The organism is Actinophytocola sp. (genome assembly GCF_050699935.1).
In the GTDB taxonomy this organism is placed as follows: domain Bacteria; phylum Actinomycetota; class Actinomycetes; order Mycobacteriales; family Pseudonocardiaceae; genus Actinophytocola.
In genome coordinates, this window is sequence record NZ_JBOHGB010000170.1 from 1 (window position 1) to 14,549 (window position 14,549).

Consider the following 14,549-nt stretch of genomic DNA (forward strand, 5'->3'; position numbering starts at 1 on the left):
ATCAAACTCTCCAATAATGCATCAAAGAGAAAAAACCCCAGCAACACCCAACCAAAAGGCCAGGCACAAGCTCACTAGCATCAATCGACACACTGTTGAGTTCTCAAACAACACACGCACACCCATCGCACACTGCAACAGCTGTGTGATCCGGGGGCTTTGGTCCTCGGTTTGGTCCGAATCGCTTCGAACCGCAGGTCGCCCACTCTATCACCTGCGTGAGAGCTTGGTTCGCGACCCCTGCCTACGCTCGTTCCCGAAATTCCGGGCCCGTTCCGCGCTGGCAGGAAGAAAGTTACACGCACCCGTAAACGAGGCTGGAACCGGCCCCCCTTAACCGTTGTTTTCCCAGGTCACACGGCTACTTCGACCCCTGCCGTGCTCCGCTTGCCGCGCCGCAGGACTAGCCATCGGCCGTGCAGGAGCTCCTCCTTGGCCGGCCGCCAGCCCTCGTCGGTCACCTTGACGTTGTTGACGTACGCGCCGCCTTCGGCGACGGCACGCCGGGCGGCGCCCTTGCTCGGCGTGAGCCCGGACGCGACCAGCAGGTCCACGATGGTCGGCTCGTCGGCCAGCCGGACGGACCCGGTGGGTGCCTCGGCCATCGCGGCGGTCAGCGTGCTCTCGTCGAGCTCACGCAGCTCCCCGCGACCGAACAGCGCCCGGCTCGCGGCGATGACCTGCGCGGTCTCGTGGTCCCCGTGCACCAGCCGGGTGAACTCCTCCCCGAGCTTGCGCTGCGCGGCCCGCAGCTGCGGGCGCTCGGCCGTGTCCTCCGCGAGCGCCTCGATCTCCTCGCGGGGCAGAAACGTGAACATGCGGAGGTACCGGACGACGTCCGCGTCGCCGACGTTCACGAAGTACTGGTACCAGCCGTACGGCGAGGTCAGCTCCGGGTCGAGCCAGACGTTGCCGCCGCCGGTGGACTTGCCGAACTTGCGCCCCTCGGCGTCGGTGACAAGCGGCGCGGTCAGCGCGTGCACGCCGGCCCCCTCGACCCGGCGGACCAGCTCCACGCCGCCGATGATGTTGCCCCACTGGTCGGAGCCGCCGACCTGCAGCGTGCAGCCATGCCGGCGGAACAGCTCCAGGTAGTCGTGGGACTGCAGGAGCAGGTAGCTGAACTCGGTGTAGGACATGCCGTCGGTCTCGAGCCGACGCTTGACCGTCTCCCTGGCGAGCATCACGTTGACCGAGAAGTGTTTGCCCACGTCGCGCAGGAACTCCAGCACCGGCAGGTCGCCGGTCCAGGCCAGGTTGTTCACGACGATCGCGCCGGTGGGCGAGTCGTCGAAGTCGACGAAGCGTTCGAGCTGGCCGCGGATCCGGTCGGTCCACTCGGCGACGACGTCGGTGGACTGGAGCACGCGCTCACCGACGTCGCGCGGGTCGCCGACCATGCCGGTCGCGCCGCCGGCGAGCACGATCGGCCGGTTCCCGGCGCGCTGGAACCGGCGCAGCAGCAGCAGTGGCACGAGGTTGCCGGCATGCAGGCTCGGCGCGCTCGGGTCGAAGCCGGCGTACAGGGTGGTCGGACCGGCGTCCAGATCCTTCCGCAGCGCGGCGAGGTCGGTGGACTGCGCGATCAGCCCGCGCCAGGACAGCTCGTCGAGTATGTGTTCTCCCACGGTGACCAATACTCCCGTATCCGCCGGAAGGGGTTGCGGGAGCGTCACAGTTGGAGGCTAGCGAGGCAACCGGGGTGCGGGCGACCGCGTTTGCCGGGCCGCCTTGCCGCCGCGGCGGTACGTGCTCACCGTGCGGGAGCCGTCGATCCAGAACCGCCACGGAACGTCCATCGCCACCGCGACGCCCACCCGTGGACCGGTCCGGATCGTCGACGGCGGCAGCGGGTCGCTCGCCAGCAGGCGCACCGGGGAGGACGGGTCGATCAGGTCCGCGCCGTTGTGGGCACGATCCAAGCCGAGCACGCCGGTCAGCCGGGCAGGGCCCTTCGCCAGCTCGGCGTCACTGCGGGAGGTCGGCCGGCGGGATCTCGCCACGTCGACTCCCGCGACGACCTCGCCGGCGCGAAGCAACACCGCGCCCGGCACGCCGTCGGTCAGGGACACGACGTTCGCGCAGAAGTGCATGCCGTACACGAAGTAGACGTACAGGTGGCCGGCCGGGCCGAACATCACCTCGTTGCGCGCGGTCCGGCCGCGGTAGCAGTGGGACGCCGGGTCGTCGCCGCCACGGTAGGCCTCCACCTCGGTGAGCCGGACCCGAACGTCGTCGGCCTCGAGCACGCACCCCAGCAACAGTTTCGCCGCGTCGACCGGGTCGACCGCCAGCTCGGAACGGGTGAGCTGCCGGCTCGGCGGGAGGGAACCGGCAACGGACACGGGCCGAGCCTATACGGGTACCCGCGGGCGCCGTTCGGCGCGGATGGCGGGCAGGTACAGCGGCGCGGCGAGCGCGAGCACGACCGCGCCGACCACGATCGCCGTGCTCACCGAGGTGCCGGTGGCGAGCGCGGTCAGCAGGATCATGCCGAGCGCGCCGGCCGGCTGCATCATCATCGAGTTGATCGACATCACCGTGGACCGGTTCTCGCCGGACACCTCGCGATGCAGCAGGGTCATGTGCACCGGGTTGCTGGCGCCGTGCACGAGGTACGTCGCGAGGTAGCCGGTCAGCACCCCGGCGGGGCCGGCGAGCAGACCCATGCCGACCACCGCGACGCCGTGCGCGATCCGCAGCACGCCCGCGGTGACGGCCACCCCGACGCGGGCGGTCAGCAGTGGGATCACCGCGGCCCCGGCGGCGGCCACGAGCCAGGCCACCGCGCTCGCCGGCCCGGTGACCGCCGCCGCCTCCTCCGTGCCGCCGAGCAGCTCCGACAGCCGAACCGGCATCAGCACCTCGAATGTGACCATGCCGAAGCCCCAGCACAGCTCGACCGCGACGAGCGCGAGCAGGACCCGGGACCGGCGGACCACCCGAACGCCGTCGGTGATCGCTCTCGGCACGTCGCGCAGGGACGCCAGCAGCCGGCGCCGGCCGTCCGGGTGCGGCGGTTCGCGTACCAGCAGGACGATCGCGGCGAGGCCGGTGACCTGCACGCAGAGGCCGGCGAGCACCGGCACCACGAGCGTCGGGATCCCGGGCATCTCGACCCAGGCGACGAGCCCGCCCGTGGCGAGCGCGCCGGCGCCGATCGCGAGCCCGATCACGGTCCCGCCCGCGGACAGCCCGCGCTCCAGCTTCACCGACGGGTCCGCCGCGAGCGAGACGTCGACGTACCACGACTCCAGCGGACCGCTGTCCAGCGCGCGGTAGATGCCTTGCAGGACATAGACGATCGCGAACAGGGCGAACGAGTCCGCGACGGCCAGCAGCGACATCGACACGACGGCCACGCTCGCGGCGAGCACCAGGGTCGGGCGCCGGCCCCACGAGTCGGACAGTCCGCCGGTCGGCAGTTCCAGCGCCAGCACGACGAAGCCCTGCAGCGACGCGGCGAGGCCGGTCTCGGCCAGCGTCAGGCCGCGGCTCAGCGGCAGCAGGACGAGGATCGGTATGCACAGGCCGACCGGTAACCAGCGCAACGCGAGCAGCACGAGGTACCGGCGGTGCAAGTTCACGGCGCGTCCCGCGGATCGGCCGGCATCCCGACGAGGTTCACCACGACCTGATGGCCGCCCTCGCTCGGCCCCGACTCCCGGTAGCGCAGCAGCACCGCGTAGAGCTCGTCCATGAGCTCGGCCAGCTGGTCGGCGTCCAGTTCGAGGATGGCGTCGGACATGGTGGCCGCCTCCTGCCAGGCCTCCGGCCAGCGCGCACGCTCCTGCTCCCACACCTCTGCTCGCTCGACCAAGATCCGGAACTGCTGCCGGCGCAGCCAGCCCGCCGCGGCCTGCGCGTCCGGATCGTCGTAGTCGGTGTTGCGCCAGCTGTGCGAGTCCTGCGCGGCGACCCAGAAACGTTGCCTGCCGGTCCCCTCGGCGGTCTCCTCGACGAGGCCGACCTCGGCCAGCTTGCGCAGGTGGTAGCTGGTGGCGCCGGTGTTGGTGCCCAGCCGCTCGGCGAGCGCGGTCGCGTTGGCGGCGCCGTGCACGCGTAGCTCGCTGAGCAGCCGGGACCGCAGCGGGTGGGCGAGCACGCGCATCGCTCGGCTGTCGAGCTCGATGTGTTCCACGCATGCACAATAACTGTGCATACTTCCTGTGCACAACTATTGTGCATGGCTGCCGGGAACGGTCCCGGCGCCACCCGGCATAGTCACCTCGAACAGCACACCAAGGAGGCACGCATGAAGGTCCGCTACAACCCGGTCGTCGGCATCGTCGCTCTCGTACTCGGTGCGGTCTGCGTGTTCCTCGGGTTGTGGCTCGCCCTGCTCGGCGAGTTCAGCCCGGCGGTCGTCGCCGGCCTGATGCCGATGCTGATCGGGATCCTCTACCTCGTCCGGCCGTACTTCTGGGTGTACCCGACGTTCGTCGAGGTTCCCGCCGTGGTGGGCCCGGTGAAGCGCGAGTTCCGGTTCCAGGCGCTGGAGCTCGATGGTGGCAAGCTGATCGCGGTCAACCCCGACGGCACCCGCAAGCGGGTTCCCGTCGCACGCTGGCTGGCGCACTCCGGCGACTGGGCGGCCGTCACGGTGAACGCCCAGCGCTAGGTCACCGACCCTCGGCCCACTCCCGTAGGTCGGCCAGCACGTCCGCGATCCGAGCGCGCTGGTCCGCGACCCGTGCCGGGGCCGTCCCGCCGTACGCGTCGCGGGACGCGATCGAGCCCTCGACCGTCAGCACGTCGCGGACCTCCGGCGTCAGCGCGGGGTGCACCCCGGCGAGCTCCTCGTCGGTGAGCTGCTCCAGGCCCACACCGCGGGACTCGGCGATCCGCACGCAGTCCCCCGCGGCCTCGTGCGCGACGCGGAACGGCACGCCCTGCCGCACGAGCCACTCCGCGATGTCGGTCGCCAGCGTGAACCCGGCCGGCGCCACCGTGGCCATCCGCACGGTGTCGAACCGCAGCGTGCCGACCATCCCCGCGATCGCCGGCAGCAGCGACTCCAGTTGCTCGACCGAGTCGAACAGCGGCTCCTTGTCCTCCTGCAGGTCCCGGTTGTACGCGAGCGGCTGCGCCTTGAGCACCGCGAGCAGCCCGGTCAGGTTGCCGATCAGCCGGCCGGCCTTGCCGCGGGTCAGCTCCGCGACGTCCGGGTTCTTCTTCTGCGGCATGATCGAGCTGCCGGTCGCCCAGGCGTCGTCGAGTGTCGCGTAGCCGAACTCGGCGGTGGTCCAGACGATGACCTCCTCGGCGAGCCGCGACAGGTCGACTCCGAGCATCGCCAGGCAGAACGCGATCTCCGCGGCGAAGTCGCGCGAGGCGACCGCGTCGATGGAGTTCGCGGCCGGCGCGTCGAAGCCCAGCTCGGCCGCCACCGACGCCGGGTCCAGGCCGAGCGACGACCCGGCGAGCGCACCCGACCCGTAGGGCGACACGGCCGTCCGGCGGTCCCAGTCACGGAGCCGGTCGACGTCGCGCAGCAGCGCCTGGACGTGGGCCAGCAGGTGGTGCGCGAGCAGCACGGGCTGCGCGTGCTGCAGGTGCGTGCGGCCGGGCATGACCGCGTCCGGGTGCCGGTCCGCCTGGTGCAGCAGGGCCTCGACGACCGCGCCGACGCCGGCCGCGACCCGGCGGGCGGCGTCGCGCAGCCACATCCGGAACAGCGTCGCCACCTGGTCGTTGCGGGACCGGCCGGCGCGCAGCTTGCCGCCGAGCTCGGGTCCGGCCAGCTCGAGCAGGCCGCGTTCGAGCGCGGTGTGTACGTCCTCGTCGGCGACCGTCGGCGTGAAGGCACCCGACGCGACGTCGGCCGCCAGCGCGTCCAGCGCCGCGAGCATGCCGGCCAGCTCGTCGTCGGTCAGCAGCTTCGCCTGGTGCAGGACGCGGGCGTGTGCGCGGGAGCCGGCGATGTCGTACGGCGCGAGCCGCCAGTCGAAGTGGGTCGACGCGGACAGCGCCGCCATCGCCTCGGCGGGACCGGACGCGAACCGCCCGCCCCAGAGCGCTACGGGCTCAGGCATGGTGCCGGTCGCGCTTGGCCGCGATCTTCGACGGCAGGCCCCACAGCTGCACGAAGCCCTTGGCCAGCGACTGGTCGAACGTGTCGCCCTCGTCGTAGGTCGCCAGGTTGAAGTCGTACAGCGACTGCTCGCTGCGCCGTCCGGTGACGACTGCGCGTCCACTGTGGAGCGTCAGCCGGATGTCGCCGCTGACGTGCTCCTGGGTCTTCGCGACGAACGTGTCCAGGGCGTCCTTCAACGGGGAGAACCACAGACCGTCGTAGACCAGCTCCGCCCAACGCTGCTCGACCTGGCGCTTGAACCGGGCGAGGTCCCGCTCGACCGTGACGTTCTCCAGCTCCTGGTGTGCGGTGATCAGCGCGATCGCACCGGGCGCCTCGTACACCTCGCGGCTCTTGATGCCCACCAGCCGGTCCTCGACCATGTCCAGCCGCCCGACTCCCTGCGCGCCGGCCCGCCGGTTGAGCTGCTGGATGGCCTGCAGGACGGTCACCGTCTCGCCGTCGATGGCCACCGGCACGCCCTTGTCGAACGTGATGACCACCTCGTCGGGGTCACGCGGCTGGGCCGGGTCCGCGGTGTAGGAGTAGACGTCCTCGATGGGCGCGTTCCAGATGTCCTCGAGGAAGCCGGTCTCCACCGCACGCCCCCACACGTTCTGGTCGATCGAGTACGGGGAGGACTTCGTCTGGTCGATCGGCAGGTTTCGCTCGTTCGCGTAGGCGATGGCCTTCTCCCGCGTCCACGCGAAGTCGCGGACCGGGGCGATCACCTTGAGGTCGGGGGCGAGCGCGCCGATGCCGACCTCGAAGCGCACCTGGTCGTTGCCCTTGCCGGTGCAGCCGTGCGACACGGTGGAGGCGCCGTGGTACTTCGCCGCCTCGGCGAGGTGCTTGACGATCACCGGCCGGGACAGCGCCGAGACCAGCGGATAGCGGTCCATGTACAGCGCGTTGGCCCGCAGCGCGGGCAGGCAGTACTGGTCCGCGAACTCGTCGCGGGCGTCGGCGACGACGGCCTCCACTGCACCGCAGTCCAGTGCCCGCTTGCGGATGGTGTCGAGGTCCTCGCCACCCTGGCCGACGTCCACGGCGACGGCCACCACCTCGGCTCCGGTCTCCTCGGCGATCCAGCCGATCGCCACGGACGTGTCCAGGCCGCCCGAGTAGGCCAGCACGATCCGCTCAGTCATTGCCTTCTCCCTTGTTCACGTCTGTTCTTGCTGCGAGTGCGGTGAAGATGTCGGCGAGGTCCCTGCCGGACAACGGTTCCCGGGCGATGACCATCACCGTGTCGTCGCCGGCGATCGTGCCGACGACCTCGTACATGGCGGCCCGGTCGATCGCGCTGGCGAGGAACTGCGCGGCACCGGGCGGGGTTCGCAACACTGTCAGGTTCGCCGAGTAGTCCGCGGACACCAGCAGCTCGGCCAGCAGCCGGGCGAGGCGCGAGGTGCCGCCCTGCACGCCGCGGACCGGGCTGCCGTCCTCCGGGATCACGTACACCGGGGCGCCGCCGTCCACGCCACGCAGCTTGACCGCACCCAGCTCGTCGAGGTCCCGGGACAGCGTCGCCTGCGTGACCTCGATCCCCTCCCCCGCGAGCAGCTTCGCGAGCTCGGTCTGGCTGCGGATGCCCATCGAGGACACCAGCTCGACGATCCTGGCCTGCCGCGCGACCCGTGGCACGGTCATCGCTCGCCCGCCTTCTCCAGGAGCCAGGCCAGCAGCGCCTTCTGGCTGTGCAGCCGGTTCTCCGCCTCGTCCCACACCGCGCTCGCCGGCCCGTCGAGCACCTCGTCGGTAATCTCCATGCCGCGATGCGCGGGCAGGCAGTGCAGCACGATCGCGTCGCGCGCGGCGCGGGCCAGCAGCTCGGTGTTGACCTGGTAGGGCCGAAACGGCGCCACGCGGTCCTTGCCGTCGTTCTCCTGGCCCATCGACGTCCAGGAGTCGGTGACGAGCACGTCCGCGCCGTCGACGGCGGCGTGTGGGTCGACGATGAGCGCGACGCTGCCGCCGGTCGCCTCGGCGCGGTGCTTGGCGTCGAGCATGATCTCGCCGTGCGGCTGGAAGCCCGTGGGGCCGCAGACCCGCACATGCAGGCCCGCCGTGGCACCGCCGAGCAGCAGCGACTGCGCCATGTTGTTGCCGCCGTCGCCGAGGTAGGTCAGCGTGACGCCGGCCAGCCTGCCGTGCCGCTCCCGAACGGTCTGCAGGTCGGCGAGCACCTGGCACGGGTGGAACTCGTTGGTGAGCGCGTTGATCACCGGGACCGTGGACACCGAGGCCAACGCGGTCATCCGGGCCTGCGCGAACGTCCGCCACACCACGGCGTCGACGTAGCGGGACAGCACCCGGGAGGTGTCCTCGATGGTCTCCTCGCGGCCGAGCTGCATGGTGCGCCCGTCGACGACGATCGGGTGGCCGCCCAGCTGGTCGATGCCGACCTCGAACGAGAGCCGGGTGCGCGTGGAGTTCTTCTCGAAGATCGTCGCGACCGACTTCCCTTCCAGGACACGGAACCCGAGCCGGTCGGCCTTCATCCGGTCGGCGAGGTCGAGCACCGCGGTCTGCTCGGCCGGGGACAGGTCGTCGTCGCGCAGGAAGTGCCGGACCATCAGGACTCCTCGGTGGCGTCGAGTAGGGATGGAAGTGTCGCGAGAAAGCCCTTGACGTCGCCGGCGTCGACGATCAGCGGCGGCGCCAGGCGGATCGTGTCGGGCTGGACGTTGTTGACCAGGTAGCCGGCCTTCGCGGCGGCGCCGGCCACCCGGGCCGCGGCCGGTGCGGCGAGGCCGATACCGAGCAGCAGGCCGGCCCCACGCACCTCGGTGACGAGCGGGTGGCCCAGCGCCTCGACCCCCGCGGCGATCTCCTTGCCGAGTGCGGCGGCCCGCCCGCACAGTCCCTCGGCGGCGATCGTGCGCAGCACGGCCAGGCCGGCGGCGCACGCGACCGGGTTGCCGCCGAACGTCGTGCCGTGGTGACCCGGCCTGAGGAGGTCCGCGGCCGCGCCGACGCCGACGCACGCGCCGAGCGGCAGGCCGCCGCCGAGGCCCTTGGCCAGCGTGACCACGTCCGGCGTGACGCCGGCCTGGTGGAAGGCGAACCAGTCGCCGAGCCGGCCGATGCCGGTCTGCACCTCGTCGAGCACGAGCAGCGCGCCCGCGGCGGCGGTGATCTCGCGCGCCGCGTGCAGGTAGCCGGCGGGTGCCGGGTGCACGCCGCCCTCGCCGAGGACCGGCTCGACGAACACGGCCGCGGTGTCGGTGTCCACGGCCGCGCGCAGTGCCTCGACGTCGCCGAACGGGACATGGGTGACGTTCGGCAGCAGCGGCTCGAACGGCGTCCGCTTGGCCGGCTGGCCGGTGACGGTGAGCGCGCCCATCGTGCGGCCGTGGAACGCGCCGTCGCAGGCGACGAGCCCGGTGCGGCCGGTGAGCCGGGCGAGCTTCACCGCCGCCTCCACGGCCTCCGCGCCCGAGTTCGTGAACAGCACCTTGGCCCGGCCGGCGAGCCCGGCGACGTCCAGCAGCGCCTCGGCGAGCTCGACGGCGACCGGGTTCACGTAGAGGTTCGAGGTGTGGCCGAGGGTGGCGACCTGGTTCGTGACCGCCTCGACGACCGCGGGGTGGGCGTGGCCGAGCGCGTTGACCGCGATGCCGCCGACGAGGTCCAGGTAGCGGTTCCCGTCCGCGTCCCAGACGTGCGCGCCCTCGCCGCGGACGAGCGTCAGCGCGGGCGTGCCGTAGTTGTCCATGACGGACGACCGCCACCGAGCCTGACCATCCACATTGGACGTGATCACGTGGTTTCCTCCTCGTCCGGCAGTACCATCGTGCCCACGCCGTGGCTGGTGAAGACCTCCAGCAGCACGGAGTGGGCGAGCCGCCCGTCGATCACGTGCGCGCGCGGCACGCCGCCGTGCACCGCGGCGAGGCACGCCTCCATCTTCGGAATCATCCCGCTGGCGAGGCTCGGCAGCATGGCCTCGAGCGCACCCGCGCGGAGCTCGTTGAGCAGCGAGTCCCGATTCGGCCAGGCTGCGTACAGCCCCTCGACGTCGGTCAGCATCACGAGCTTCTCCGCCTCGAGTGCGACGGCGATCGCGGCCGCGGCGGTGTCGGCGTTCACGTTGTGCGCCAGTCCGGCCACGTCCGGGGCCACCGTGGACACCACGGGGATCCGGCCGGCACGGACGATGTCGAGCACCGCGTCCGGGTTGACGGCCACGACGTCGCCGACGAGCCCGAGGTCGACGGTCTCGCCGTCCACGGTGGCCGTGCGGCGCTCGGCGGTGAGCAGCCGGGCGTCCTCGCCGGAGATGCCGACCGCGTACGGGCCGTGTGCGTTGATGAGGCCGACGAGCTCGCGGCTGACCTGCCCGGTCAGCACCATCCGGACGACGTCCATGGTCTCCGGCGTGGTGACCCGGAGGCCGGCCTTGAACTCGCCGGCGATGCCGAGCCGGTTCAGCATCGCGGTGATCTGCGGGCCGCCCCCGTGCACGACGACCGGGTGCAGGCCGGCGAGCTTGAGGAACACCATGTCCTGCGCGAACGCGGTCTTGAGGGCGTCGTCGACCATGGCGTTGCCGCCGTACTTGATCACGACGGTGGCCCCGTGGAAGCGCTGCAGCCACGGCAGCGCCTCGACGAGCACGGCGGCCTTCTCGGCAGCCTCGAACCTGGTCACGTCCGCGGTCATGTCGAGTAGGCGCTGTTCTCTTCGACGTAGCCGTGGGACAGGTCCGTGGTGAGCACGGTCGCCTCACCCTCGCCCGCGTGCAGGTGGACCTCGACGTCGATGTGCTTTCCGGTCAGGTCGGCCTTCGTGCGGTCCTCCGCCTTCCGCCCGTGCCGGCAGACGGCGACGCCGTTGATCGTGATGTCCAGCCCGGCCGGGTCGAAGTCCGTGGGCGCGTTGCCGACCGCCATCGCGATGCGGCCCCAGTTGGGATCGGCGCCGAAGAACGCGGTCTTGCAGAGGTTGTCCTCGGCGATCACCTTCGCCGCGAGCCGGGCCTCCCGCGTCGTCGCCGCGCCCTTCACGGTGATCGCCACGTGCTTGGTCGCGCCCTCGGCGTCGGCCTGGAGCTGGTCGACCAGGTCCTGGCAGACCACGGTGAGGATCTCGGTGAAGTCGGCCGGGGTCGTGCCGGCGGCGCCCGAGCACAGCAGGAGGACGGTGTCGTTGGTGGACGTGCCACCGTCGACGTCGAGGCGGTTGAAGGTCGCGTCGACCGCCAGCCGGAGCGCCTCCTGAGCGTCCACGGGCACGGCGTCGGTGGTGAGGACGGCGAGCATCGTGGCCATGTTCGGCGCACACATGCCGGCTCCCTTGGCGAGACCGCCGACGGTCCATCCGTCCTGAGTGGACTGCGCGTGTTTGGGGACGGTGTCGGTGGTCATCACGGCCTCGGCCGCCGCCACGCCCGCCGCCCGCGTGCCCGCGAGGGCCGCAGCCGCGTCGTCCACACCGGACTTGAGCCTGTCCATCGGGAGCCGCTCGCCGATCAGGCCCGTGGAGCAGACGGCCACGTCGATCGCGCCGATGCCGAGCGCGGCGGCGACGTGCTCGGCGGTGGCGTGGGTGTCCTGGAAGCCCTCGGGCCCGGTGCAGGCGTTTGCGCCGCCGGAGTTGAGGACGACGGCCCTGGCCCGGCCGGTCCGGAGCACCTGCTGCGACCAGAGGACGGGGGCGGCCTTGACCTTGTTCCGGGTGAACACCCCGGCGGCGATGTCGAGCGGACCGTCGTTGACGACGAGCGCGACGTCGTTGGCGCCGGTGTCCTTGATTCCGGCGGCGACCCCGGCGGACCGGAAGCCCTTGGGCGCGTTGACGGTCATGATTGCTCCGCCTCCCCGGATTTCAATGTCGTGGTTGCGTTTGGGGACAGAAGGTTCTGTTTGGTCACGTGCTTGTGGCTGGCTTGCGTCACGTTCCCCTGAGGTGCGGTTGGGCAGCCCGCGGCCCGATCGATCTCGAGATTGGCGCAAGGGGTGTCATGGGGCCACCCCTACCGTCGTGAGGCCGGCCGTCTCGGGCAGGCCGAGCGCGATGTTCATGCACTGGACGGCCGCGCCCGCGGTCCCCTTGGTGAGGTTGTCGAGCGCGGTGACGGCCACGAGCCGGCCGGCGTCCGGATCGACCGTCACACGCAGGTGCACGGCGTTGGCGCCGAGCGTGGCCGCGGTCGCGGGCCAGCCGTCGGCGAGGACGTGGACGAAGGGCTCGTCGGCGTAGGCCTTGCGGTAGGCGTCCACGGCCGCCTCGGTGTCGGTGCCCGGCCTGACGGGTGCGGACGCCGTGGTGAGGATGCCGCGTGGCATGGGCGCGAGGACGGGCGTGAAGGACACCCGGACGGGGTGCCCGGCGACCGCCGAGAGGTTCTGCGTGATCTCCGGCGTGTGCCGGTGGGCGCCGCCGACCCCGTAGGCGGTGGCCGAGCCCATGACCTCCGAGCCGAGCAGGTGCGCCTTGAGCACGCGGCCGGCACCCGAGGTCCCGCTGACCGCGACCACGACGACATCCGGCTCGACCAGGCCGGCGGCCAGCGCCGGGGCGATGGCGAGCGACGCGCCCGTCGGGTAGCAGCCCGGCACGGCGATCCGGCGCGCACCGGCCAGCGTGGCGCGGGCACCGGGGAGCTCGGGCAGGCCGTAGGGCCAGGTGCCGGCGTGGGCACCGCCGTACCAGCGGCCCCAGTCATCGGCGTCGCCGAGCCGATGGTCCGCCCCGCAGTCGATCACGAGCGTGTCGTCGTCGAGCCGCGTGGCGAGGTCCGCGGAGTGGCCGTGCGGCAAGGCGAGGAACACCACGTCGTGGCCCGCGAGTGCGCCGGGCGTCGTCTCGGCGAGCACCCGGTCGGCGAGCGGCACGAGATGCGGCTGGTGTGCCGCGAACGCCGTCCCGGCGTTGCCGCCGGCGGTCAGCGCGCCGATCTCCACCTCGGGATGGCCGAGCAGGAGCCGGAGCAGCTCACCTCCGGCGTACCCGCTGGCGCCGCCGACCGCGATCCGAACAGTCATGTGGATGATTATGCACGATGATGAAAAGTCACTCAAAGCCGCCTCGGGGAATCCTCGGCCACGAGAGCGTCGGCGAGGGTGTCGAGTGCCTCGGCGACCGCCGAGAGGTACTCGGGGAAGGCCAGTCGCGTGCCGGTCGTGAGGCGCGACCAGGCCGACGCCACATCGACCGTGCCGCGTGAGGCCTGGTCGTAGGCGACCAACACCGTGTCGGGCAGGAAGCGGTACGGGCCCGAGCGGGCCCAGCGGCGCAGCCGCGCGCCGGAGATCACGGTGTGCAGCGCGACCAGGCGTTGGCGGCGCAGCGCCACGGTGAGCTCGTGGGTCAGGTCGGCCGGCCCCGAACGGGTCCACCGCGGGCTCTGCCAACGCTGCCGCACCACGACGTACAACCCGTCGAAGCCCAGGTCCGACACCGTGCACAGGCCGTCGACGTCGCCGTCCGGGTCCGTCAGCAGGAGCTCGCCGAGGACGCGGACCGCGTGCGCGCGGCCGCGCTCGGCCAGCGCGTCGCGCAGGAACCGGCGCAGCGCGAGGTACGCCGCCGAGTCCTCGGACTCCAGCACCGTCACCGCGAACACCGGGGTCAGACCGGACAGCGCGGGCAGCTCGGGAGTCGTCATGTCGGGCACCTTCCTCAGGCCGTCGATCAGCATGAGTCGGATGCCTGCACGTGCCCTGGACCAGACCCGCACGCAAAACGGGCGCCCCGGCCGTTTCGACCGGGGCGCCCGTGATGTCCGGCGAGGTGTCAGCGCTGGACGGTGAGCGCAAGCTCCTTGCGCAGGTCGGCCGAGGCGGCCGACGCGGACCGCTCGTCGGCGGTCGTCGCGGCACCTTCCGGCACCGGCTGCGGGACCGGGTCACACTGCACGTCGGAGTCGTTGCCCGGCTGCCGCTCGGGCAGCGCACCCGTTTCCAGATACTCGGCGATCCGGCTGTCCACGCACTCCACACCGGACAGCGAGCCGGAGTGGGTCGTTCCGTTGACACCCTCGATGAGCACCGAGTTCGGGAACCGCTTGCGGACCTCGAGCGCGCCCCCGTACGGCGTGGCCGAGTCGAGCGTCTCGTTGATCAGCAGCGCGCTCTCCACGCCGCTGCCGTCGATCTCCAGCGGCTGCTCGGACTCCGCCGGCCAGTTCAGGCACGGACCGTTGAACCACGCGTTGCCCCACGTCGTGAACGGGGCCTTGATGTGGGTGATCCAGTTGTCCAGCCGGTACTGGTCGTAGTCGGTAACCCACGGCGCGTCGGTGCAGACCACCGCGAGATAGATGGCGTGCCCGTTGTCGTCGCCCGGCGGCGGGTACAGGTCGAGCAGGCCCGCGGGGTCACCGTCGTGCACCCACGCGGCGAACGCGTTGGCCACGTCCTCCCAGCCGTACACGTAGTACGCGGCGGACAGGAAGATGTCGGTCCACTCGGACGGCCCGATCTTGTCGGCCGCCGGCTTGCGCAGCAGCTTGGTTTGCTCGGAG

The 14,549-nt window shown here is 71.7% G+C and carries 15 protein-coding genes; 1 reads left to right on the forward strand and 14 read right to left on the reverse strand.

Going from position 1 to position 14,549, the window contains the following annotated elements; all coding sequences use genetic code 11:
- Window positions 1–353: 353 nt before the first annotated feature.
- Genes tyrS through ACRDTB_RS33000 form a run of 4 tightly spaced genes read right to left on the reverse strand, consistent with a single transcriptional unit; the run spans window position 354 to window position 4,141 of the window.
- Window positions 354–1,628 carry a tyrosine--tRNA ligase gene (gene tyrS / locus ACRDTB_RS32985; RefSeq protein ID WP_431436126.1) on the reverse strand — a complete coding sequence of 425 codons (1,275 nt, stop codon included), beginning with the start codon at window positions 1,626–1,628 and terminating at the stop codon, window positions 354–356.
- Window positions 1,629–1,685: 57 nt separating this feature from the next.
- Window positions 1,686–2,345: a DNA-3-methyladenine glycosylase gene (locus ACRDTB_RS32990; RefSeq protein ID WP_431436127.1), complete on the reverse strand. Its 660-nt coding sequence runs from the start codon at window positions 2,343–2,345 to the stop codon at window positions 1,686–1,688.
- A 9-nt stretch (window positions 2,346–2,354) separates the two neighbouring features.
- Complete coding sequence (locus ACRDTB_RS32995) at window positions 2,355–3,587, reverse strand: MFS transporter (RefSeq protein WP_431436128.1); 1,233 nt, start codon at window positions 3,585–3,587, stop codon at window positions 2,355–2,357.
- Window positions 3,584–4,141, reverse strand: a complete 558-nt coding sequence (locus ACRDTB_RS33000; protein WP_431436129.1) for an ArsR/SmtB family transcription factor — start codon at window positions 4,139–4,141, stop codon at window positions 3,584–3,586. The genes ACRDTB_RS32995 and ACRDTB_RS33000 overlap by 4 nt, the downstream gene beginning before the upstream one ends.
- A gap of 114 nt (window positions 4,142–4,255) precedes the next feature.
- Between ACRDTB_RS33000 and ACRDTB_RS33005 the strand changes: the two genes are divergently transcribed.
- On the forward strand, window positions 4,256–4,621 hold the full coding sequence (locus ACRDTB_RS33005) for a hypothetical protein (RefSeq protein ID WP_431436130.1): 366 nt from the start codon (window positions 4,256–4,258) through the stop codon (window positions 4,619–4,621).
- 1 nt (window position 4,622) lies between these two features.
- Here the strand turns inward: ACRDTB_RS33005 and argH are convergent, their stop codons facing one another.
- From argH to ACRDTB_RS33055, 10 genes are all read right to left on the reverse strand, one after another.
- Complete coding sequence (argH, locus tag ACRDTB_RS33010) at window positions 4,623–6,035, reverse strand: argininosuccinate lyase (protein WP_431436131.1); 1,413 nt, start codon at window positions 6,033–6,035, stop codon at window positions 4,623–4,625.
- Window positions 6,028–7,227, reverse strand: coding sequence for an argininosuccinate synthase (locus tag ACRDTB_RS33015; RefSeq protein WP_431436132.1), 1,200 nt, complete (start codon window positions 7,225–7,227; stop codon window positions 6,028–6,030). Before ACRDTB_RS33015 ends, argH begins: the two co-directional genes overlap by 8 nt.
- Entirely contained in the window at window positions 7,220–7,729 is a 510-nt protein-coding gene (locus ACRDTB_RS33020) for an arginine repressor (RefSeq protein ID WP_431436134.1), read from the reverse strand. The genes ACRDTB_RS33015 and ACRDTB_RS33020 overlap by 8 nt, the downstream gene beginning before the upstream one ends.
- Window positions 7,726–8,655 carry an ornithine carbamoyltransferase gene (gene argF, locus ACRDTB_RS33025; RefSeq protein WP_431436135.1) on the reverse strand — a complete coding sequence of 310 codons (930 nt, stop codon included), beginning with the start codon at window positions 8,653–8,655 and terminating at the stop codon, window positions 7,726–7,728. The genes ACRDTB_RS33020 and argF overlap by 4 nt, the downstream gene beginning before the upstream one ends.
- The gene (locus tag ACRDTB_RS33030) at window positions 8,655–9,797 is read right to left on the reverse strand and encodes an acetylornithine transaminase (RefSeq protein ID WP_431436141.1); all 1,143 of its coding nucleotides are present in this window, start codon (window positions 9,795–9,797) and stop codon (window positions 8,655–8,657) included. The genes argF and ACRDTB_RS33030 overlap by 1 nt, the downstream gene beginning before the upstream one ends.
- 44 nt (window positions 9,798–9,841) lie before the next feature.
- Window positions 9,842–10,744 (reverse strand): acetylglutamate kinase, encoded by a 903-nt coding sequence (gene argB / locus ACRDTB_RS33035; protein ID WP_431436136.1) that lies wholly within the window; start codon window positions 10,742–10,744, stop codon window positions 9,842–9,844.
- Complete coding sequence (gene argJ, locus ACRDTB_RS33040; RefSeq protein WP_431436137.1) at window positions 10,741–11,886, reverse strand: bifunctional glutamate N-acetyltransferase/amino-acid acetyltransferase ArgJ; 1,146 nt, start codon at window positions 11,884–11,886, stop codon at window positions 10,741–10,743. The genes argB and argJ overlap by 4 nt, the downstream gene beginning before the upstream one ends.
- Before the next feature lie 156 nt (window positions 11,887–12,042).
- Window positions 12,043–13,068, reverse strand: a complete 1,026-nt coding sequence (gene argC / locus ACRDTB_RS33045; protein WP_431436138.1) for an N-acetyl-gamma-glutamyl-phosphate reductase — start codon at window positions 13,066–13,068, stop codon at window positions 12,043–12,045.
- A gap of 32 nt (window positions 13,069–13,100) precedes the next feature.
- The gene (locus tag ACRDTB_RS33050; RefSeq protein ID WP_431436139.1) at window positions 13,101–13,691 is read right to left on the reverse strand and encodes a hypothetical protein; all 591 of its coding nucleotides are present in this window, start codon (window positions 13,689–13,691) and stop codon (window positions 13,101–13,103) included.
- Between the two features lie 128 nt (window positions 13,692–13,819).
- Window positions 13,820–14,549 (reverse strand): alpha/beta hydrolase (locus ACRDTB_RS33055; protein ID WP_431436140.1); only part of this gene is annotated, 730 nt, incomplete at its 5' end.

What these genes read in the sequence shown, in the direction of transcription:
- ACRDTB_RS33015 (WP_431436132.1), bottom strand. Translation starts at nt 7,227, where the DNA reads ATGACTGAGCGGATCGTGCTGGCCTACTCGGGCGGCCTGGACACGTCC.
- argF (WP_431436135.1), bottom strand. Translation starts at nt 8,655, where the DNA reads ATGGTCCGGCACTTCCTGCGCGACGACGACCTGTCCCCGGCCGAGCAG.
- argB (WP_431436136.1), bottom strand. Translation starts at nt 10,744, where the DNA reads ATGACCGCGGACGTGACCAGGTTCGAGGCTGCCGAGAAGGCCGCCGTG.
- ACRDTB_RS33005 (WP_431436130.1), top strand. Translation starts at nt 4,256, where the DNA reads ATGAAGGTCCGCTACAACCCGGTCGTCGGCATCGTCGCTCTCGTACTC.
- ACRDTB_RS33030 (WP_431436141.1), bottom strand. Translation starts at nt 9,797, where the DNA reads ATGGACAACTACGGCACGCCCGCGCTGACGCTCGTCCGCGGCGAGGGC.
- argJ (WP_431436137.1), bottom strand. Translation starts at nt 11,886, where the DNA reads ATGACCGTCAACGCGCCCAAGGGCTTCCGGTCCGCCGGGGTCGCCGCC.
- ACRDTB_RS33020 (WP_431436134.1), bottom strand. Translation starts at nt 7,729, where the DNA reads ATGACCGTGCCACGGGTCGCGCGGCAGGCCAGGATCGTCGAGCTGGTG.
- ACRDTB_RS33050 (WP_431436139.1), bottom strand. Translation starts at nt 13,691, where the DNA reads ATGACGACTCCCGAGCTGCCCGCGCTGTCCGGTCTGACCCCGGTGTTC.
- argH (WP_431436131.1), bottom strand. Translation starts at nt 6,035, where the DNA reads ATGCCTGAGCCCGTAGCGCTCTGGGGCGGGCGGTTCGCGTCCGGTCCC.
- argC (WP_431436138.1), bottom strand. Translation starts at nt 13,068, where the DNA reads ATGACTGTTCGGATCGCGGTCGGCGGCGCCAGCGGGTACGCCGGAGGT.